Below are 18,938 nucleotides of genomic sequence, written 5' to 3'. Positions count from 1 at the left end.
ACTGCCCCCGTGTCAGAAGGTGTAGCGCGCGGAGATCAGCGCCTGCGCCGACAGCGCGCTCCCCAGCGCACCGCCGGTATCGAAATGGTAGAGCCCCAGCGTTCCCGTCGTCTGCAACCGCCCGAAACTGCGGTAATAGCTGCCCGTCGCGCCGATCGACAGGATGTCGTCGGAACCGGCGAAGTCGCTGTCGTAGTAATTGACGAAGGCGTTGGCATCGAGACCCGAGTCCGACGTCAGGTTGCGCGAATAGAAGAGCTGTCCGTACCAGCTCTGGTCATTGAGGCCGTAGGTGACGATGCCCGATCCGCGATTGGGCGCGAACAGCTTGCGGTTCGAATAGCCTGCGCCCGCGCCGAAGGTGTTGCGCCCGCGCGCCGCCGACAGCACGCCGTCGAGCCCGCGCGTGCGGTAGCTCGCGGTCGAGATCGACTGGAACACGTCGTTCAGGCACCCGCCCGGCGCGTCGCCGCTGGTGCCGAAGACGCAACCGTTGAACTGCTGGCTGTACGCATCGCGCGCGTTGACGAAGCCGGTCGGCAAGGTCGCCAGCCCCTGGCGCAGCTGCCGCCCGAAGGTCTGGACCGCGTCGTAGACCTGCACCTGCAAGCCGACGCTCCTGGACGCCTGATAGCTCAGTGCGCCGGTGTAGCTTTCGGTGCCGTAGCGTTTGCCCGCATGCGCCTCCACCGAGGTGCGGCGGTTGGGGCGCCAGACGACGCCGGCGTCGTAGTACACCCCGTCGGTGCGATAGGCGACGCGGCGTGGCGAGGCGGGGTCGGTGACGAAGCGGCCGTTGCCGTCGGTCGCCGGTACGCCGGCCGCGGTGAGCAAGGGGTCGCGCTGCGTGCTGGTGATCCGCTCGTAGCCGACGCCCGCGGTCAGCGCGACGGTGGCTGAGACCGGTGCGAGCACGTCCCCGCGCGCGTACCAGCCGGTGTAGCGCTGGTCGAGCTGGCCCGCATCCTCGCGCTCCCACGCGCCGCTTGCGGTCAGGCCGACCGGCAGCACGGTGTTGGGCGCGAGCGAGGCGCGCGCGGTCGCCAGCTGACTGAGCGAATCGTCATAGTAATCGAGCCGGGGCGTCCCCACCGCAAGCGTGCCGAAAGTGGGCGTCTCGACCTTGGTATAGCCGATGCGGTAATCCGCGCCGACGGTCAGCGCACCCTTCTGCCGGACGATGCTGGGTCCGGCGTAGAGCGAATAGAGCTGGCTGATGTTGCCCGAATCGCCGGTCAGCAATCCCGGCGCCGCGCCGCGGATGTCCGAGCGGGTGCGCGTGGCGAGCCCGCCCGCCTCGACGCTGATTCCTGGCGCGAGCCGCACCGTCGCGCGCGCGAGCCCGCTGTGGATGTCGTCGTCGCCGATGTCGTCGTTCCAAGCGATCCGGCGCTCGTAGCGATAGCTGATCTGCGCCTCGGCGCGCGGGCCCGCGATCGACGCGTCGACGCCCGCGGCGAGCGAAGTGTAGGTCAGCGTGTTGTCGTTGGTCAGATCGGCATCGAGCACCTGCCCGATCTCGATGTAAGGCGCGACGACGACGCGCCTGCCGTCCTGCGCCTGCACGGGTGAGACCGCGATAACGATGGAAACGAACGCGGCGCTCGCCAGAAGTGCGTAGCGGTTCACGACCTGTCCTCCTGACCGTAATAGCTGCCGAAGCGCGCGCCGCCGGGGACGAACGACACGGCGTTGAGGACGAGCGCGATATGTTCGCACCCGTCGAGCAACGACACCGCCTCGCGCACTTCGTTCTCGGGCGTCCGGTCGGCGCGGACGACCAGCATGACCTGCCCGACCAGCATCGCCAGCACCGCGGCGGGCGAGGCGGCGAGCGCGGGGGGCGAATCGAAGATCAGCAGGCGGCGCGGATTGGCGGCGAGCAGCCGCGCGATCACCGCACGGGTGCGGGCGCTGGCGAGCAGCTCGGTGTCGATCGCCATCCGCGATCCGGCGGGCAGGATCGACAGGTGCGGCACGTCGGTCCCGACCACCAGCGCCTCGGGGTCGAGCGACGGATCGGCGAGCGCGTCGAGCAGGCCGGGCGAGTCGGCCAATCCGAGCTGTGCCATCACGTCGGGCTTGGCGAAATCGGCGTCGATCAGCAGCACTTCGGTGTCGCGCTCGGCGGCGACCGAGAGCGCGAGGTTGAGCGAGCAGAAGGTCTTGCCCTCGCCCGGCTTGGCCGAGCAGACGAGGACGCTACGCGCCTTGTCGGGCGTATCGCTGTCCGCAATTCGCCCGGCGGTGATGAGCAGCTGGCGCTTGACCAGCCGGAACTCCTCGGCGAGCGGGCCGACCGGCGCGCCGGGAACGATCATCCCGCGCTCGGCGAGCATCAACCGGTCGATCGCGACGGGGCCGTCGAGGGGGGGCAGATACGGTTCGTCCTCGCTCGCGCCTTCGCGGAGTTCGGGCGGGATGTGGGAGAGATCGAACTCGTCCGGGGAATTAGGAGAGAGCGCAGCCTCAACCCCTCCGTCACCCCGGCCTTGAGCCGGGGTCCCGCTACCTTCCGGCGGCAAGAAGAAGCGGGACCCCGGGTCAAGCCCCGGGTGACGAGAGGTTGTATCGTTGACTGGAACGCGATTTGCGAGCTCCACGGGCACCGGCGCGCGCGCAGGTGCGCCGAAGTCGTACTTCGCCGCCGCACGTTCCAGCAAAGAGAGCGTCTTGGTCATGGGTTCCCTCACGCCGCCAGGCCGCGCTGAAGCATTTCGACACCGAGCAGCAGCACGTACGCCGCGATCAGCCCCGCGCCGCCGCCCGCGAACAGCTTCAGGCGGCGCATGCGCTCCTCGGACTGGATGCGGGTGACGACCTCACCGATTGCGCCGATCACCGGCATGCCCGCGGCCTTTTCGAGCCGGCCCGAGGTCGCAAAGGTCGAGCGCAGCTGCCCGAGCGCGAACGCCGCGCCGATGCCGCCTGCGACGCCTGCGATCAGCACGCCGGTGAGCAGCAGGAAGCGGTTGGGCGCGGTCGGCGCGCGCGCCAGCGTCGGCGGGTCGATCACCTTGAACTGGCTGCCGTCGGTCTGGGTCTGCGCCTGGCCGCGGATCGCGATCTGTTCGCGTTGCGCCAGCAGCTGGTCGTAGGCGGTCTTTAGCACCGCATAGTCGCGGTCGATCTGCCCCTGCTGCGCGGCGACCTGCGGGTCGCCCGCCAGCTTGCTGTCGAGCTGGTCGAGGTCGCCCTGCAGCTGGTTCCTGCGCATGCGAAGCGATGCGACCTGCGCCTGCTTGTCGGCCTGCATCGCCTGGAGCGACAGATACAGCGGGTTGGGCGATCCCCCCGCCCCTGCGCCCGTGGTCGGCTCGCCGCGCGCGGCCGCCGTCGCCGCCGCCAGCTGACCCTTGAGCGCGACCACGTCGGGATGTGCCTCGGTATAGCCGCGGGCACGCGCGTCGGCGAGCTGTCCCTGGATCGCCATCAGCCGCGCGCGTGCAGGGCCTGCGCCGGGGATGCCGCCTGCGCCCGCCACCGACTGCGCGGTGCCCGCCATCTGGCCGGATACCGCCGCCAGGCTCGACTGCGCCGCGGCGAGGTCGCCGTCGACCTGCGCCATCTGGGTGCGCGCGGCGGAGATGCGATCGCTGACCGTGCCGGTGCCCGGCAGGCTGCCGAGGTAGCGGTTCTGGAAGTCGGCGCGCTTCGCCTCGGCATCCTGCAACTGACGCTGGCGTGCGCTGAGCTGCGTGTCGAGGAAGCGCAGCGACTGGGTGCTCTGGGTACGGTCGCCCGCCAGATTCTGCTCGACGAAGATGTCGATCAATTTCTGGGTGATGTCGCGCGCCAGCTTGGGGCTGCCCGCGCTGGTCGTGATCTGGAAGAGGTTGTCCTGCTGGCTCTCGACCTTGATCGCCTGCGCCAGCCCCGAAACCCGGTCGGCGACGTCGCGGTCGCTCGATACGGTGTTGGCGAGGTCGGTGCCGCGCACGACCTTCTCCAGATTGACCGCGGAGACGAGCGTCTGGCGGATCGTGTCGACGCTCTTCTGGTCCTGTGCCTGCCCCGGTGTGCCGAGCGCATCGGGGAGGATCGAGCGGAGCTGGACGAACACGCGCGCCCGCGATTCGTAGCGGCTGGGCATCTGCGACACGACCAGCCAGCCGAGCACGCACACGCCCCAGGCGACGCCGAGCGCCAGCCAGCGCCGCGTCCAGATGGCGTGAAGCGCCAGCCGCACTTCGTCGTAAAGTCCGTTCACGACTTTTGCTCCAGCGATGCTGGAGGGCCGGCACCAGCCCGCTCCCCCACCCGGCCACCCAACGAGGATACCGTGTGGGAGGCCGGGTGGGGGAGCGGGCTGGTGCCGCCCTGAGGCGAGAGCCGAATTAACATCACTCCTCAGAACATCGATTCGGGGATGATGATGACGTCGCCCGGCTCCAACCGGACGTTGGCGCGCGAATCGCCCTTCTTGAGCAGGCTGGAGATCTGGAGCGCGAACTCCTTCTGCTTGCCGGTTTCGCGGTCGTAGCGGACGAGCCGTGCCTTGTTGCCCGCGGCATATTGGTTGAGCCCGCCGACCGCGATCATCGCGTCGAGCAGCGTCATGTTGGCCCGGTACGGGATCGACGCGGGCTTCTCGGTCGCGCCGACGACGCGGACCTGCTGGCTGTAGGTGCCCGAAAAGTTCTCGACGATGACCGAGACGATCGGGTCCTTGATATATTGGGCGAGCGCCTTCTTCATGTCGTCGGCGAGCATCGCGGGGGTCTTGCCGACCGCGGGCATGTCGCTGACCAGCGGCGTGGTGATACGGCCGTCGGGGCGGACCTGGACCTTTGCCGATAGCTCCTGGTTGCGCCACACGAAGATGTTGAGCTGGTCGAGCGGGCCGATGACATACTCCTCGCCCGGCAGCTCGCGATTGGCGACGTAGGATGCGGGCGGCAGCTCGGGGCGGCCGCCGGTGCCGCCGGCGCACGCCGACAGCGTGGTCGCGGCGAGCGCGATGCCGAGGATTGGGCGGGCGGAACGCATGACTTCGGTCTCCTCGCGCTGCCGAAGCAGCCTTCTCGGAACCGGCGATACGTGGGGAGTGGTGAAGATAGGGTTAGGAAGGCCCTAACGGTGCCACCCGCTCGGCGGCGGGAGGGTGGCCGAGGAAAGCGGTAGGGCTGGCGGTCGCGCCGTAGGCGCCGGCGAGGAAGACCGCGATCAGGTCGCCGGGTTCGACATGCGGAAGCCCGACGCGGTCGCCGAGCCGGTCGAGCGGGGTGCACAATGGGCCGACGACCGAGGCGGTCATGGCGGCGGGCACACCCATCGCATGCGCGACCGCGAGGGGGTAATTGCGGCGGACCACCGTACCGAAATTGCCCGACGCGGCGAGCTGATGGTTGAGCCCGCCGTCGACCACGACGAAGGTCTCGCCCATGCTCTGCTTCACGTCGATGACGCGGGTCAGGTAGACGCCTGCTTCGGCGACGAGCCAGCGGCCGAGCTCGATCGCGAAGCGGCTGTTCGCGAGGATCGCCGGCCGGGGCGCTTCGGCGAGCGCGCCGCCGACCGCCTCGACGTCTAGCGGGGTATCGCCCGCGAAATAGGGCACGCCGAAGCCACCACCCAGGTTGACCAGAGGCGGCGCGGCACCCGCCTCGTCCGACAGGCGGGCGGCAAGCGCGATCGTCGCCGCCTGCGTGTCGACGATCGCCTGCGCATCGAGCGCTTGGCTGCCCGCATAGACATGCCAGCCGCGCCAGTCCGCCCCCGCATCGATCACTTCGCGCGCCAGCGCCCCGGCACGCGCCGCATCCACCCCGAACGGCGAGGGCCTTCCGCCCATCCGCAGCCCCGATCCGCGCAGCTCCACGTCCGGGTTCACCCGCACCGCCAGCCGCGGCGTCATCCCTAAGTGCTCGGCGATCCTCAGCGCGCGCCTGGCTTCCCCTTGCGACTCCAGATTGATCGTCGCGCCTGCGCCGATCGCCGCCTGCAATTCCTCGTCCCGCTTGCCCGGTCCGGCGAAGCTGATCGCCGCAGCCGGCTTGTTCTCCAGCGCGCGGACCAACTCTCCGCGCGAGGCGACATCCAGTCCGTCGACCAGCGGAGCGACCGCGGTCAGCAGCGACCAGAGGGGATTGGCCTTGATCGCATAATGCAGGTCGACGCCCACGAACGCCGCACGGAACCGCGCCACCCGCGTGGCGACGATGGCGGCATCGTACACGAACACGGGTGTGCTCGCCGCGCTCCAGTCTTCCGCGGAGCGCCCGGCGATGGTCAGCATGCCCGATTGCGAGGCGAACTCGGGCGGCAGTGGCCCCATCGGCTTCATGACGCCAATTCCGCGCGGAGCCGCGCGCGGTCTAGCTTGCCGTTGGCGTTGCGCGGCAGCGCATTGCGCCAGACGTAGCGCAAAGGCTGCATGAACGCGGGCAACTCGGTGCGCAACCGCGCCCGCAGGTCTGCCTCGCGCGCCGGGTCGCCAGCGACCACCGCGACGATCGCTTGCCCCAGCCGGTCGTCGGGCACGCCGATCGCGACCGCCTCGCGCGCTTCGCCCCCGCCCGCGATCGCCTCCTCGACCTCGCCCGGGCTGACGCGGTTGCCCGACGTCTTGATCATCTCGTCGTCGCGCGCGACGAAGCGGAACAGCCCGTCCTCGCCCTCCACGACCGTGTCGCCCGACCACACCGCCATGCCGCCATGCTCGGCGAAGGATGGCGCAGGTCGGAAGCGCTTCGCGGTACGTTCGGGGTCGCGCCAATAGCCTTGCGCGACCAGCGGCCCGGCATGGACCATCTCGCCCGGCTCCCCGCGCTCGGCCCGCGTGCCGTCGGCGCGCACCGCCATCACGTCGGCGAACGGAATCGCGCGTCCGATCGCGTCCGGGTGGGCGTCGATCAGCGTCGGGTCGAGATAGGTCGACCGGAACGCCTCGGTCAGCCCGTACATCGCGAACACGTCGGCCGCCGCGAACCGCTCGCGCAACCCGCGCACCAGCCGCGGCGTGAGCGCCCCGCCCGAATTGGTCAGCCGCGCCAGCTTCGCCGCGGTCTCCGCCGGCCACTCGGCTTCGAGCAATTGCACCCACAGCGGCGGCACCCCGGCGAGCGTCGTCGCACCGACCCGTTCGACCGCCTTCACCACGTCGCGTGGGCTCAGGTAATCGAGCGGCGCCACGCACGCACCCGCGAGCCAGGTCGAGAACAATTGGTTCTGCCCATAATCGAACGCCAGCGGCAGCACCGCCAGCACCCGGTCGGCGGGCGTGAGCTTCAGATAGGAAGCGACCGACACCGCGCCGAGCCAGAGGTTGGCGTGGCTGAGCATCACCCCCTTCGCGCGGCCCGTCGACCCGGAGGTGTAGAGGATCGCCGCCAGCACGTCGGGCTCGGCTGTTGATGGACCGAGCGCCGCGCCTTCGCCCACCCCCGCCTCCAACGACGTCACGACCCGGCAATGCGCGCCGACATCGCCGATATCCAGCGTCGCCGCCCGCGCCTCCTGCGTCACCAGCAACGCCGCGCCGCTGTCGGCAAGGATGTGCGCCACCTGCGCGCGGCGCAGCGCCGGGTTGACCGGTACGTGCACCAGCCCCGCGCGCGGCGCGGCGAGCGGCATCAGGCACGCGACCCGGGTCTTGGGCAGCCACGTCGCCACCCGAGCGCCCGGCTCCAGCCGCTGCTCCGCCAGCCACCCCGCCAGCCGCGCGACCGCCGCCTCGGCCTGCGCGAAGGTCATGACGCCCTCGCGATCCACCAGCGCGGGCGCGTCGGGCTTGCCTCGCAGGACGTGGTCGATCGGGCGCGGAACTGGCGTCATGGCGCCCGCATAGCGCGGAGCCGTTGCCGAATGCACCCCCGCGCTCTAACGCAGGCGCCAACGACTACCTGCGAAAGGGCGCGCGTGATCCCCGAAGGCACTTCCGAAGTCGAACACACCGTCCGCGCCGTGCTGGTCGACGTGCTGGGCGTCTCACCCGAGCGCGCCGCCGCCTTCCGCGCCGAGACGCCGCTGTTCGGCACGCTGCCCGAGCTCGATTCGATGGCGGTCGCCGGCGTGCTGACCGAGATCGAGGACCGGCTCGGCATCCTGATCGAGGACGACGAGGTCGACGGCGAGATGCTGGAGACCTTCGGCGCGCTGGTCACCTTCGCGGCGGGGAAAGTGCTGGGGTGATCGACCACTACGATTGGGCCGGCGGGCGCGAGGCGATGCTGCGCTTCGGCCCGGATACCGGCCCGGTCGTGGTCGCGGCAATGCCGCTGCTGGAGGAATGGAACCGCACGCGGACCTTCGCCGTCACGCTGCTGCGCGCGCTCGCAGAGTGCGGCGTGGCGAGCGTGCTCCCCGATGTGCCGGGACACGGCGAAAGCCTGCTTGCCATCGCGGACCAGACGGTTCCCCGGCTTGCCGAGGCGCTGGGCGACGCGAGCGATAGTCTGAACGCGCAAGGTCGCCCGACCTATGCACTGGGCATCCGGAGCGGCGCGTTGCTGGATCGCTGCGGGCCTTATCGCGGGCGGTGGCATTTCAGTCCGGTCGCTGGCGTCGACATGTTGCGTGATCTCCATCGCGTGTGGCTGACGAGCGAGCGCTTCGCCGCAGACCGTTCGCTCGACGCGATGATGTCGGGCGACAAGCGGGTCGCGATAGCGGGCACCGACCTCTCGGCCGACTTCCTGTCCTCGCTCACTGTTGCCGAGCCGTTCGACGAGCCTGGTGTCGCACGCCGCATCGTTCGGCTGACAAGCGACCCGCGGCCTGCCGATCGGCGAGTGGAGGGCGTACCCCTCTGGCGGCGCGCCGAACCGGGCAACGATCCGGCGCTGGCGGCGGTGCTGGCGGACGATATTGCCGCATGGATAAAGACTTGCGCCGGATAGTTTTGTTTGACTGCGAGGGCCATCGCCTCGTCGGCACGCTCAACGAGGCGCCGGGGACGACCGGCGTGCTGATCGTATCGGGGGGTAACGAGATCCGCTGCGGCGCGCATCGCGGCATGGCGTTGCTGGCGCAAAGGCTGGCGATGGCGGACGTACCGGTGTTCCGATTCGACCGCCGCGGCATCGGTGATTCGGAAGGAACGAATGGCGGCTATGCGACGTCGGCGCCGGACATCGCGTCGGCGTTGGCGGCATTCCGGCGTGAGCAGCCGCACATTGCGCGGGCGATCGGCTTCGGCAATTGCGATGCGGCCACCGCATTGGCGCTGGGGGGGGATGAACTCGACTCGCTGGTGCTCGCCAACCCGTGGCTCGGCGACGAGGACGCGACCCCACCACCTGTCGCTATGCGGGCCTATTATGCCAGACGCCTGCTCGATCCCTCCGCTTGGAGAACGATTTTCAGCCGCGGCCTATCGTTCAAGGTCAGCGACTTGCGCAACATGCTTGGACGGCCGCGAGAACAACCGCTGGCGCGGCAGATTACCGATGCACTCCGCCAGCGGCCCGTCACGATCGTGCTTGCCAGCGGCGACCGCACCGCGCAGGTCTTTGCCGCCGCGGTTCCGGTGCCCGGCGCCATCCGGATCGACACCGCGTCCCACAGCTTCGCCGGGCATCTCGGCGATCTGGAGCGTGTGCTGCTCGCGGCGACGCGGTGACTATTCCGCCGCTTGCGCCAGTTCGGCAAACTCCGCTTCCGCAAGGAAGCGCTCCGCGTCGAGCGCAGCCATGCAGCCCGTCCCCGCCGCGGTCACCGCCTGGCGATAGACCTTGTCCGCAACATCGCCGCACGCGAACACGCCGGACACGCTGGTCAGCGTCGATCCGGTCTCGACCGCGATATAACCGTCGGCATCGAGCGCGAGATGGCCGCGGAAGAGTTCGGTCGCGGGATGATGGCCGATCGCGACAAAGCCGCCGTCGACGTCGAGCCGCGAGCGTTCGCCGGTGACGGTATCCTCCAGCGTCAGCGCGACGAGGCCCGCGTTGCCGCCACCGTCGACGAACTCTCGGACTTCCTTGTTCCAGAGCACCGTAATGCCGGGATGCGCGTGCAGCCGCTCCTGGAGAATGCGTTCGGCGCGCAGGCTGTCGCGGCGATGGATCAGCGTGACGTCGGGCGAATGGTTGGTGAGGTACAAGGCCTCTTCCACCGCGGTGTTGCCGCCGCCGATCACCGCCACCTTCTTGCCGCGATAGAAGAATCCGTCGCAAGTGGCGCAGGCGCTGACACCTTTTCCCTTCATCGCCTCCTCGCTGTCGAGCCCCAGCCACTTCGCCTGGGCACCGGTGGCGATCACCAGCACCTCGCCCTCGTACACGTCGCCGCTGTCGCCGGTCAGCCGGAAGGGGCGGCGCGACAGGTCGACCTGGGTGATCGTGTCCCACATCATCGTCGTGCCGACATGCTCGGCCTGTTTCTGCATCTGTTCCATCAGCCAAGGGCCCTGGATCACGTCGACGAAGCCCGGATAATTCTCGACGTCGGTGGTGGTGGTCAGCTGCCCGCCGGGCTGGATGCCTTGAACGACGATCGGTGCCATGCCCGCGCGCGCGCCATAGATTGCGGCGGACAGTCCCGCGGGTCCCGAGCCCAGGATCAGCATGCGGGTCTTGTGGATGGTCATGGTTCGGGAAATCCTTGTATCGCGGCTATCTAGTCATCTGGATTGCGAAATTGAACCGCATCCATTGGCGACCGGATACGTTGGGCGTGTGCGGAGGGCGATGGCATGAGCGACGAGCTGAAGATCGAGGATTACCGGAACGCGGCGGGCGGCTGGGGATCGATGGCGGGCATGGCCAAGGTCGTGCCCAAGGAGGGCGTCAGCCCCGACCTGCTCGACGCGCTGCGCCGCCAGAACAAGCCCGAGGGCGTGATGTGCGTCAGCTGCTCGTGGGGCAAGCCTGCCAAGCCGCACCTGGCCGAATTCTGCGAGAACGGCGCCAAGGCGACCGCGTGGGAACTGACCCGCGAGCGCGTGACGCCCGCATTCTTCCAACGGCACAGTGTGCGCGAGCTCGACGGCTGGCAGGATTACGACCTGGAACAGGCCGGACGTCTGACCCATCCGATGCGCTACGACCGCGCGACCGATCGCTATGTCGCGGCGTCGTGGGACGAGGCGTTCGCGGTGATCGGAGCGAAGCTGAAGACGCTCGATCCGACCAAGGTGGTGCTGTATTCCTCCGGGCGTGCGAGCCTGGAAACCTCGTTCATGTTTTCGTTGTTCGCGCGGATGTGGGGGCAGCAGAATTTGCCCGACAGCTCCAACATGTGCCACGAGACGACCTCGGTCGGTCTCAAGAACGCGATCGGATCGCCGGTCGCGACGATCCAGCTCGAGGATTACGATCACTGCGACGCGATCTTCGTGTTCGGGCAGAACGTCGGCACCAATTCGCCGCGGATGCTCCACACGCTCAAGGATTGCGCGAAACGCGGGGTGGAGATCGTCACCTTCAATCCGCTTCGCGAGCGCGGCTGGGAGAAGTTCGTCGATCCTCAGAACCCGATCGAGATGACGGTGGGCGCGCCCACGCGCATCTCGACCCAATACCATCAGGTGCGCGCCGGCGGCGACATCTCGGCAATCCTGGGCATCTGCAAGATCGCGATCGAGGCGGACGACAAGGCTGTGGCCGAGGGTGGCGAGCGGGTGCTCGATCACCATTTCATCGCGCAGCATACCGTCCGCTTCGAGGAATTCGCCGCATTCGCGCGGGCGGCGAATTGGGACGAGATCGTCCGTGAAAGCGGCCTCACCCGCACCGCGATCGAGGATGCCGCGCGCGTCTATATGCGCGCCAAGCGGGTGATTGCGGTATACGGCATGGGCATCACCCAGCACCGCTACGGCATCGACAGCCTCTACATGCTCGTCGACATGCTGCTGCTGCGCGGCAACGTCGGGCGCGAGGGTGCGGGGCCGGGGCCGGTGCGCGGCCACTCCAACGTCCAGGGGCAGCGCACCGTCGGCATCACCGAGAAGACCGAACTGGCGCCCGTGGAGCGGCTGAAGGCACTGTTCCAGTTCGATCCGCCCACCGAGGATGGCTGGGACACGGTGGAGAGCTGCCGCCAGATCATCGCCGGCACCGCGCAGGGCTTCGTCCAGCTCGGCGGCAATTTCCTGCGCGCGACGCCCGAGCATGCGAAGATGAAGGAAGGCTGGGCGAAGCTGCCGATCGCGGTCCACATCGCGACCAAGCTCAACAAATCGCACCTGACGCCTGCGCAGGACGAGACATGGTTGCTGCCCTGCCTCGGCCGGATGGAGCACGACATGCAGGCGACCGGGCGCCAGGCGGTGTCGATGGAGGACACGTTCAGCCACATCCATGGATCGGTCGGCAAGGCGAAACCGGCGAGCGATACGTTGCTGTCCGAGCCCGCGATCGTGGCCGGCATCGCCAAGGCGGTGCTCGATGCGAACCCCAACGTCCCCTGGGATGCCTGGGTCGGCGATTACGGGCAGGTCCGCACCGCCATCGAGAACACCTATCCCGACAAATTCGGCAACTTCAACGACCGGCTGTTCACGCCAGGTGGGTTCTGGAAGGGCAATCCGGCCGCGCACCGCAAATGGGAGACCAAGAGCGGCAAGGCCGAGTTCAACGTGCCACGCGCGATGAACGCCAGCGGCTTTGCGGAAGCGGAGGGGCGGTTCAGGCTGGTCACATTGCGCTCGAACGACCAGTTCAACACCACGATCTACGGTTACGACGACCGCTTCCGCGGGATTTCGGGCACCCGGATGATCGTGATGATGAACCGCAGCGACATGCTGGCGCATGGCTTGTCGGAGCGCGACACGATCGCGCTGGAGAGCGACGCGGAAGACGGGGTCGAGCGGGTGGTCGATGGGCTGCAGGTGGTCGAATACAACATCCCGGCGGGCTGCATCGGCGGCTATTATCCCGAGCTCAATTGCCTGATACCGGTCGAGCATCACGCACTCGAAAGCCACGTGCCCGCGGGCAAATCGGTGCCGGTGCGCATTCGCAAGGGTCGCTGATGCGCGTGCTCGGTGCGGTGCTGGCCGGCGGACGATCGTCGCGGTTCGGGTCGGACAAGGCGGCGGCGGACTGGGGCGGGCGGACGCTTGCCGATCATGCCGCGGCGGCGATTGCGGCGCGGGTCGACACGACGGTCCTGGTCGGTCCGGGCGGCATCGACGACCTGCCGCGTGCTGGGCTCGGGCCGCTCGGCGGGATCGCTGCCGCACTCGATCATGCGGCGCGCAACGACTATGATTCGGTGCTGACGATCGCGTGCGACATGCCACGTCTGCCCGACGGGCTGATCGACGCGCTGCTGCGTCGCGTCCCGGCCTATTGCGTCGAAGCGCCGGTCCTGGGGCATTGGTCCGCAGCGCTCTGCGCACCGTTGCTGGCGCACCTCGACGACGCTGCGGATCGCTCGGTGCTGCGCTGGGCAAGGGCGGTGGGCGCGTTGCCGATCGTCGCCGGGGTGCGGATCGCCAACGTCAACACGCGCGAAGACCTGATGGCATTGTGACCGCGCGGGTCGAGCCGACGCGTGTTCTCACTCCCGTTGGCGTGCGTCGCGGCGAGCGCGCGGTTGCGGTCGAGGCGGCGGTGGCGATCGAGGTCGACGGCATCGGCTATGCGGTGATGATGATGACGCCGGCCGATCTGGAGGCGTTTGCCATCGGCTTCATGCTCACCGAACGTCTGGCAGACACCGCGGCCGACGTGATCGCGGTCGAGCCGTTCGAAGCGGATGTCGGGTGGATCGTCCGCGTCGCCCTGGCAGAGCGGTGCCGCGGACGCATTCAAGACCGGGTCCGCCATCGTACCAGCGACACCGGCTGCGGGCTGTGCGGGATCGCGAGCCTGGAGCAACTCCGGCGCCCGGTCGCCGGCCGGCCGGTCCGGCCTGTCGCGGATACGGCGGCACTGTTTCGTGCGGTGGCATCGCTGCGCGATCACCAGCCGCTGAACGCCGCGACCGGCGCTGCCCATGCCGCCGCGGCGTGCACTGCCGAGGGCACGATCGCCGCCGCTTACGAGGATGTCGGGCGCCACAATGCGCTCGACAAGCTGATCGGCGCGACCGCCGCTACCGGCATCTCCGGGTTCATCCTCGTCACCTCGCGGATCAGCTTCGAGATGGTCGACAAGGCGCTCGTCGCGGCGGTGCCGATGCTGGTTGGGATATCCGCGCCGACGACACTGGCGATCGACCATGCCCGCGAACACGGGCTGACCTTCGTCGCACTGGCGCGGGCCGATGCGATGCTGGTGCTGAACGATCCGTGGAAATGCTTCGACGCGGTAGCGGGAGAGGGACTTGAACCCCCGACCCCAGGATTATGATTCCCGTGCTCTAACCAGCTGAGCTACCCCGCCCAACCGCATCGAAGAGCGGCGCCTATAGGAAGGGGCCGGTGAGCGGTCAAGCGAACATGTGGCGCGACAGCGCTTCCCACGGGCCGCCGCGATACCACCAGGTCGCCAGCCCTACGACCTCGATGTCGCGCGGGCGGAAATCGCGTTCGAGCGCAGTCAGCAACAGCTTGGCGGTCGTGGGCTGGACCTTGTTCTGGATGGTGACATGCGGGCGCCAGCCGCCTGCGTCTTGCGGCGTCAGCAGGCCGGAGAAGGCCTCGGCCAACCGGGCGCGTACGCCAAGCAATTCGGGCGCGACGATGCGGTAGGCGACGCCGCGACCTAGCGACATCAGCCCCGCGACCTTGGCTTGCGGCGCGCGGATGCCGCGGGTCTCCTCGGCCAGCCGGTGCTTCAGCTCGGCCTCGATCGACGGCGGCAGATGGTGGAACATCGTGCAATGCGCCGCCAACTGGTTGCGTTCGGGCGGGAAATGCGCCTGCCGCATCGCCTCCAGCCACGCCTGGTCCGCACGCCCGAACAGCGCGGTGACGATGATCGGGGCTGGGCTCGGCGCTGGGATCAAATCTCGACTTGGCTGCCGAGCTCCACGACCCGGTTGGTCGGCAGGCGGAAGAATTCCATTGCGGACTCCGCGTTGCGCAGCATCCATGCGAACAGTTTCTCGCGCCAGATCATCATCCCCGGACGGTCGGACGCCAGCAGCGTCTGGCGCGAGAGGAAGAAGCTGGTGTCCATCATCTTGAAGTTGGTGCCGCATTCATGAACCATCTTGAGCGCCGCGGGCACGTCGGCCTCCTCCATGAAGCCGTAGCGCAGGACGAGGCGGTGGAACCCCTCTCCCAGCGTCTCGCGGTGCGCGCGGTCGTCCTCGGGCCAATATGGCTGGCCGACGATCTTGACCGTCAGCAGGATGATGCGCTCGTGCAGCACCTTGTTGTGCTTGAGGTTGTGGAGCAGCGCGTGGGGCACGCCCTCGGCGGTCGAAGTCATGAACACCGCGGTGCCGGGCACGCGCGACGCCGAGCTTGCGGCCGAGTCGATAAAGATCTTCATCGGCATCGCCGCCTCGCGCAGCCGGTCGATCATCAACTGACGCCCTTTCGACCAGGTCGTCAGGAGCGTGAAGATGATGAGCCCGACGAGTAACGGAAACCAGCCCCCCGCAACAACCTTCGTCAGATTGGCGGCGAAATAGGCGCCGTCGACGACGAAGAACAATGCGAGGAGCGGCGCGGCGGCATAGATCGGCCAGTTCCAAAGCCGCGTCAGTGCAACCCCAAGCAGGCAGGTATCGATCAGCATCGCCCCCGTCACCGCGATCCCGTAGGCGCTGGTCAGGTTGGACGAGGTGCGGAAGAACAGGACCAGGATGATGACCATCACCATCAGCGCCCAGTTCACGAGCGGGATGTAGATTTGCCCCTCGGTCGTGGCGCTGGTGTGCTCGATGCGCAGCCGCGGCATGAAGCCGAGCTGGATCGCCTGCTGCGTGACGGAGAAGGCCCCGGTGATCACCGCCTGGCTGGCGATCACCGCGGCGGCGGTCGCCAGCAGGACGAGCGGCAGCTGCAGGTTCTCGGGCGCCAGCATGTAGAACGGGCTCTTCAGCGCCGCTGCGCCCTCTCGGAACAGCAGCGCACCCTGCCCCATGTAGTTCAGGATCAGCGCAGGCAACACGAACACCAGCCACGACACGCCGATCGGCCGACGTCCGAAATGCCCCATGTCGGCGTACAATGCCTCGGCGCCGGTGACCGCCAGCACGACCGATCCGAGCGCGAGGAAAGCGCGCAGCGGATCGATCAGGAAGAACTCGACCGCGTAGTGCGGCGACAAGGCCCAGAGGACTTCGGGGGTCTGGATGAAGCTCAGCGTGCCGAGCACCGCGATCACCGAGAAATACACCAGCATGACGGGTGCGAAGAAGAAGCCGACCTTCTCGGTGCCCGATCGCTGGATGGAGAACAGGCCGATCAGGATCGCGATCGCGATCGGCAGCACCCACGCGCCGAACGCGGGCGCGGCGACCGCGAGCCCCTCGACCGCGGACAGCACCGTGACGGCGGGGGTGATCATGCTGTCGCCGTAGAACAAGGCCGTGGCGAAAACGCCGAGCAGGATGATGCCGGTCGTCCACCGCTTGGTCTTGGTCTTGCCGGACACCAAGGCCAGCAGCGCCAGGCTGCCCCCCTCCCCCTTGTTGTCGGCGCGCATGATGATCGCGACATATTTGATCGAGACGACGATCATCATCGACCAGAAGATGAGGCTGATGACCCCCATGATGTGCGCAGGGTCGAGCGCCAGCGGATGATGCCCCGCGAAGGTCTCGCGAAAGGCGTAGAGCGGGCTGGTGCCGATGTCGCCGAAGACGACGCCGATCGCGCCGACCGCCAGCTTGACGCCGCCGTTCTTGCCGTGACCACCGGCATGGCCCCCGGCGGACGCCTCGGTAGCAGGCACGGCATTGGTGATGGAGATAACGGCCTCGCACGGAACGGCCGGTCGGCAGAATTCCGCCCGGGGCCGTGCGTTTAGCATGCGGGGGAAGGGCCGTGCAACGGCGCGTGGGCACCGCTATAGGCTGCGCCATAACCACGACAGCGAGGATGCCATGAAGGTCGGAGTTCCCCGGGAAATCAAGAATCACGAATACCGCGTCGGGCTGACACCGCCGTCGGTCGCCGAACTGGTTGCGGCGGGGCACGCGGTCGTCGTCGAGACCGGCGCGGGGCTCGGCATCGATTTCGAGGATGCCGCCTATGCCGAAGCTGGCGCGACCATCCTGCCCGATGCCAGATCGGTGTTCGCCGCGGCCGAGATGATCGTGAAGGTCAAGGAGCCGCAGGCGTCCGAGGTCGCGATGCTGGAGCCACGTCACCTGCTGTTCACGTATCTCCATCTCGCCGCCGACAAGCCGCAGGCGGAAGGGCTGATGAAGTCGGGCGCGACCTGCATTGCTTACGAGACCGTCACCGCGCCGCGTGGCGGCTTGCCGCTGCTCAAGCCGATGAGCGAGGTCGCGGGACGGATGTCGGTGCAGGTCGGCGCGCATTATCTGGAGAAGGAACAGGGCGGTCGCGGGGTGCTGCTCGGCGGCGTGCCCGGCGTCGCGCCTGCCAAGGTGGCGATCCTGGGCGGCGGCGTCAGCGGCATCAACGCCGCGCAGATGGCGGTCGGCATGCGCGCGGACGTGACGATCTACGACATCAACAACGATCGGCTGGCCGAGCTCGACATGGTCGTCTCCAGCCAGATCAAGACCGCTGATGCGTCCAAGGCGGCGATCGCGGCCGCGGTGAAGAACGCCCACCTGGTCATCGGCGCGGTGCTGGTGCCAGGGGCGGCGGCGCCCAAGCTGGTAACGCGCGACATGCTCAAGACGATGAAGCGCGGGAGCGTAATGGTCGACATCGCGATCGACCAGGGCGGCTGTTTCGAGACGTCGCACGCGACGACGCACGAGGACCCGGTGTTCGAGGTCGACGGGGTGATCCATTATTGCGTGGCCAACATGCCCGGAGCGGTTGCGCGCACATCGGCGTTCGCGCTCAACAATGCGACGCTGACCTTTGCGCTGAAGCTGGCCGATCTGGGGGCCGAAGCGGCGATGAAGGCCGATCCGCATCTCGCGAACGGCCTCAACGTCTCGGGCGGCAAGATCCGCCATGCGGCGGTCGCCGAAGCGCTCGATCTGCCCTATAAGGCGTGGAACGGATAAGGAACACCGGCGTTGGTCACAGCGAAGGAGACTTGCCGTGACCAACAACCCCAAGACCGAACCGTTCTCGAATGCCGAGAAGGACCCCGACGACTGGACGACCGGCGACGAAAAGATGACCGGCGCGCAGGCGAGCTACCTCAAGACGCTGTCCGAGGAAGCGCACGAGGCGTTCGACGACACGCTGACCAAGGCCGACGCGTCGAAGGCGATCGACGCGCTGCAGGAGAAGACCGGGCGCGGGAAATGATCAGCGGGCGTCCGCGCCCGCTTGCTGCGTCGCGATCAGCCGATCGAGGATAGCCAGACGAATAGCTATTTCGCGGCGATAGGAGATGCGTGGCGGCGCGATGGCCAGCGCGCGCGCCCACCAGGGGCGCGCCGCTGCGTAATCGCCCGCCCGCACATAGGCCAGCCCCAGGAAGAATGGCGGCGCGACGGAGTCAGGGGCAAGCCGGTGGGCGTGTTCGAAAGCGAAACGCGCCGCGGGCGAGACCTGACCGCCGTCGTGACGCGCATAGGCTGTTCCGAGCGCGGTCCACAGCGCATAGCTGGCGGGGATCTTGCCGATTCCGCCCAGCAGCACCTGCACCCCCGCCCGATCGTCGCCGCGCGCGATCATCGCGTCCGATGCTATCAGATAGGCGCCGTCGAGGGTGAAGCGGCCGAGCATGTCGTCGCGCAACGCGGTGATCGTCTGGTCGTCCGGGGGTGTGGAGTCGCGGGCAATCGCGGGCGTGCCGGGAAGCGTCGGGCTACCCTGCCACGCATAGCCGGCCGCGCCGAGCATCAACGCCGCACCCGCGAACGACCACAATGCGCGGTTCACACCGAGCAGCGCCAGCAGCGCCATGGCGCTCGCCCCAAACACCGCGAGCCAAAGCCAACCCATCAGCCGCGGCTTGCTAGACGCGCATTACAAGCGGGCCGCGCTG

The 18,938-nt window shown here is 68.3% G+C and carries 18 protein-coding genes and 1 tRNA gene; 8 read left to right on the top strand and 11 right to left on the bottom strand.

Annotated features, from left to right (window positions below; translation table 11 throughout):
* Positions 1 to 12 precede the first annotated feature (12 nt).
* From ACE5C1_RS04305 to ACE5C1_RS04280, 6 genes are all read right to left on the bottom strand, one after another.
* A complete protein-coding gene (locus ACE5C1_RS04305) occupies positions 13 to 1,629 on the bottom strand; it encodes a hypothetical protein (RefSeq protein WP_374942823.1) in 1,617 nt (538 codons plus the stop codon).
* Positions 1,626 to 2,681, bottom strand: a complete 1,056-nt coding sequence (locus ACE5C1_RS04300; protein ID WP_374942822.1) for an AAA family ATPase — start codon at positions 2,679 to 2,681, stop codon at positions 1,626 to 1,628. Before ACE5C1_RS04300 ends, ACE5C1_RS04305 begins: the two co-directional genes overlap by 4 nt.
* An 8-nt stretch (positions 2,682 to 2,689) precedes the next feature.
* Positions 2,690 to 4,210, bottom strand: a complete 1,521-nt coding sequence (locus ACE5C1_RS04295; RefSeq protein WP_374942821.1) for an XrtA system polysaccharide chain length determinant — start codon at positions 4,208 to 4,210, stop codon at positions 2,690 to 2,692.
* 140 nt (positions 4,211 to 4,350) lie between these two features.
* Positions 4,351 to 4,989, bottom strand: coding sequence for an XrtA/PEP-CTERM system exopolysaccharide export protein (locus ACE5C1_RS04290; protein WP_374942820.1), 639 nt, complete (start codon positions 4,987 to 4,989; stop codon positions 4,351 to 4,353).
* 73 nt (positions 4,990 to 5,062) lie between these two features.
* Positions 5,063 to 6,286: a pyridoxal-dependent decarboxylase, exosortase A system-associated gene (locus ACE5C1_RS04285; protein WP_374942819.1), complete on the bottom strand. Its 1,224-nt coding sequence runs from the start codon at positions 6,284 to 6,286 to the stop codon at positions 5,063 to 5,065.
* On the bottom strand, positions 6,283 to 7,776 hold the full coding sequence (locus ACE5C1_RS04280) for an acyl-CoA ligase (AMP-forming), exosortase A system-associated (RefSeq protein WP_374942818.1): 1,494 nt from the start codon (positions 7,774 to 7,776) through the stop codon (positions 6,283 to 6,285). The genes ACE5C1_RS04285 and ACE5C1_RS04280 overlap by 4 nt, the downstream gene beginning before the upstream one ends.
* Before the next feature lie 84 nt (positions 7,777 to 7,860).
* Between ACE5C1_RS04280 and ACE5C1_RS04275 the strand changes: the two genes are divergently transcribed.
* The 3 genes from ACE5C1_RS04275 to ACE5C1_RS04265 are packed head-to-tail and all read left to right on the top strand — an operon-like array spanning position 7,861 to position 9,562.
* Positions 7,861 to 8,133: an acyl carrier protein gene (locus ACE5C1_RS04275; protein ID WP_374942817.1), complete on the top strand. Its 273-nt coding sequence runs from the start codon at positions 7,861 to 7,863 to the stop codon at positions 8,131 to 8,133.
* Entirely contained in the window at positions 8,130 to 8,840 is a 711-nt protein-coding gene (locus ACE5C1_RS04270; protein WP_374942816.1) for a hypothetical protein, read from the top strand. The genes ACE5C1_RS04275 and ACE5C1_RS04270 overlap by 4 nt, the downstream gene beginning before the upstream one ends.
* Positions 8,816 to 9,562: a hydrolase 1, exosortase A system-associated gene (locus tag ACE5C1_RS04265; RefSeq protein ID WP_374942815.1), complete on the top strand. Its 747-nt coding sequence runs from the start codon at positions 8,816 to 8,818 to the stop codon at positions 9,560 to 9,562. The genes ACE5C1_RS04270 and ACE5C1_RS04265 overlap by 25 nt, the downstream gene beginning before the upstream one ends.
* Here the strand turns inward: ACE5C1_RS04265 and trxB are convergent, their stop codons facing one another.
* On the bottom strand, positions 9,563 to 10,531 hold the full coding sequence (gene trxB / locus ACE5C1_RS04260; RefSeq protein WP_374942814.1) for a thioredoxin-disulfide reductase: 969 nt from the start codon (positions 10,529 to 10,531) through the stop codon (positions 9,563 to 9,565). It lies immediately after the preceding gene.
* Positions 10,532 to 10,636: 105 nt separating this feature from the next.
* Here trxB and ACE5C1_RS04255 point away from each other — a divergent pair, with 105 nt between their 5' ends.
* Genes ACE5C1_RS04255 through fdhD form a run of 3 tightly spaced genes read left to right on the top strand, consistent with a single transcriptional unit; the run spans position 10,637 to position 14,246 of the window.
* The gene (locus ACE5C1_RS04255; RefSeq protein WP_374942813.1) at positions 10,637 to 12,922 is read left to right on the top strand and encodes an FdhF/YdeP family oxidoreductase; all 2,286 of its coding nucleotides are present in this window, start codon (positions 10,637 to 10,639) and stop codon (positions 12,920 to 12,922) included.
* Positions 12,922 to 13,425 (top strand): molybdenum cofactor guanylyltransferase, encoded by a 504-nt coding sequence (locus tag ACE5C1_RS04250; RefSeq protein WP_374942812.1) that lies wholly within the window; start codon positions 12,922 to 12,924, stop codon positions 13,423 to 13,425. Before ACE5C1_RS04255 ends, ACE5C1_RS04250 begins: the two co-directional genes overlap by 1 nt.
* Positions 13,422 to 14,246: a formate dehydrogenase accessory sulfurtransferase FdhD gene (gene fdhD, locus ACE5C1_RS04245; RefSeq protein WP_374942839.1), complete on the top strand. Its 825-nt coding sequence runs from the start codon at positions 13,422 to 13,424 to the stop codon at positions 14,244 to 14,246. The genes ACE5C1_RS04250 and fdhD overlap by 4 nt, the downstream gene beginning before the upstream one ends.
* Here the strand turns inward: fdhD and ACE5C1_RS04240 are convergent.
* The 3 genes from ACE5C1_RS04240 to ACE5C1_RS04230 all read right to left on the bottom strand — a co-directional run bounded on the left by ACE5C1_RS04240 (position 14,206) and on the right by ACE5C1_RS04230 (position 16,823).
* A tRNA-Met gene (locus tag ACE5C1_RS04240) sits at positions 14,206 to 14,279 on the bottom strand. The genes fdhD and ACE5C1_RS04240 overlap by 41 nt on opposite strands.
* A 46-nt stretch (positions 14,280 to 14,325) precedes the next feature.
* Entirely contained in the window at positions 14,326 to 14,844 is a 519-nt protein-coding gene (locus tag ACE5C1_RS04235; RefSeq protein WP_374942811.1) for a 2'-5' RNA ligase family protein, read from the bottom strand.
* A complete protein-coding gene (locus tag ACE5C1_RS04230) occupies positions 14,841 to 16,823 on the bottom strand; it encodes a potassium transporter Kup (RefSeq protein WP_374942810.1) in 1,983 nt (660 codons plus the stop codon). The genes ACE5C1_RS04235 and ACE5C1_RS04230 overlap by 4 nt, the downstream gene beginning before the upstream one ends.
* Before the next feature lie 73 nt (positions 16,824 to 16,896).
* On the opposite strand from ACE5C1_RS04230, the gene ald reads away from it, so the two are divergent.
* Both ald and ACE5C1_RS04220 read left to right on the top strand, forming a co-directional pair.
* A complete protein-coding gene (ald, locus tag ACE5C1_RS04225) occupies positions 16,897 to 18,003 on the top strand; it encodes an alanine dehydrogenase (protein ID WP_374942809.1) in 1,107 nt (368 codons plus the stop codon).
* 37 nt (positions 18,004 to 18,040) lie between these two features.
* A complete protein-coding gene (locus ACE5C1_RS04220; RefSeq protein ID WP_374942808.1) occupies positions 18,041 to 18,253 on the top strand; it encodes a DUF3072 domain-containing protein in 213 nt (70 codons plus the stop codon).
* On the opposite strand, the gene ACE5C1_RS04215 is transcribed toward ACE5C1_RS04220, so the two are convergent.
* A complete protein-coding gene (locus tag ACE5C1_RS04215; RefSeq protein ID WP_374942807.1) occupies positions 18,254 to 18,895 on the bottom strand; it encodes a hypothetical protein in 642 nt (213 codons plus the stop codon). It lies immediately after the preceding gene.
* Positions 18,896 to 18,938 lie beyond the last annotated feature (43 nt).

Origin of the sequence: Sphingomonas sp. (assembly GCF_964263785.1) — a bacterium.
GTDB lineage: Bacteria > Pseudomonadota > Alphaproteobacteria > Sphingomonadales > Sphingomonadaceae > Sphingomonas.
This window is presented reverse-complemented; position numbering and strand designations above follow the sequence as displayed.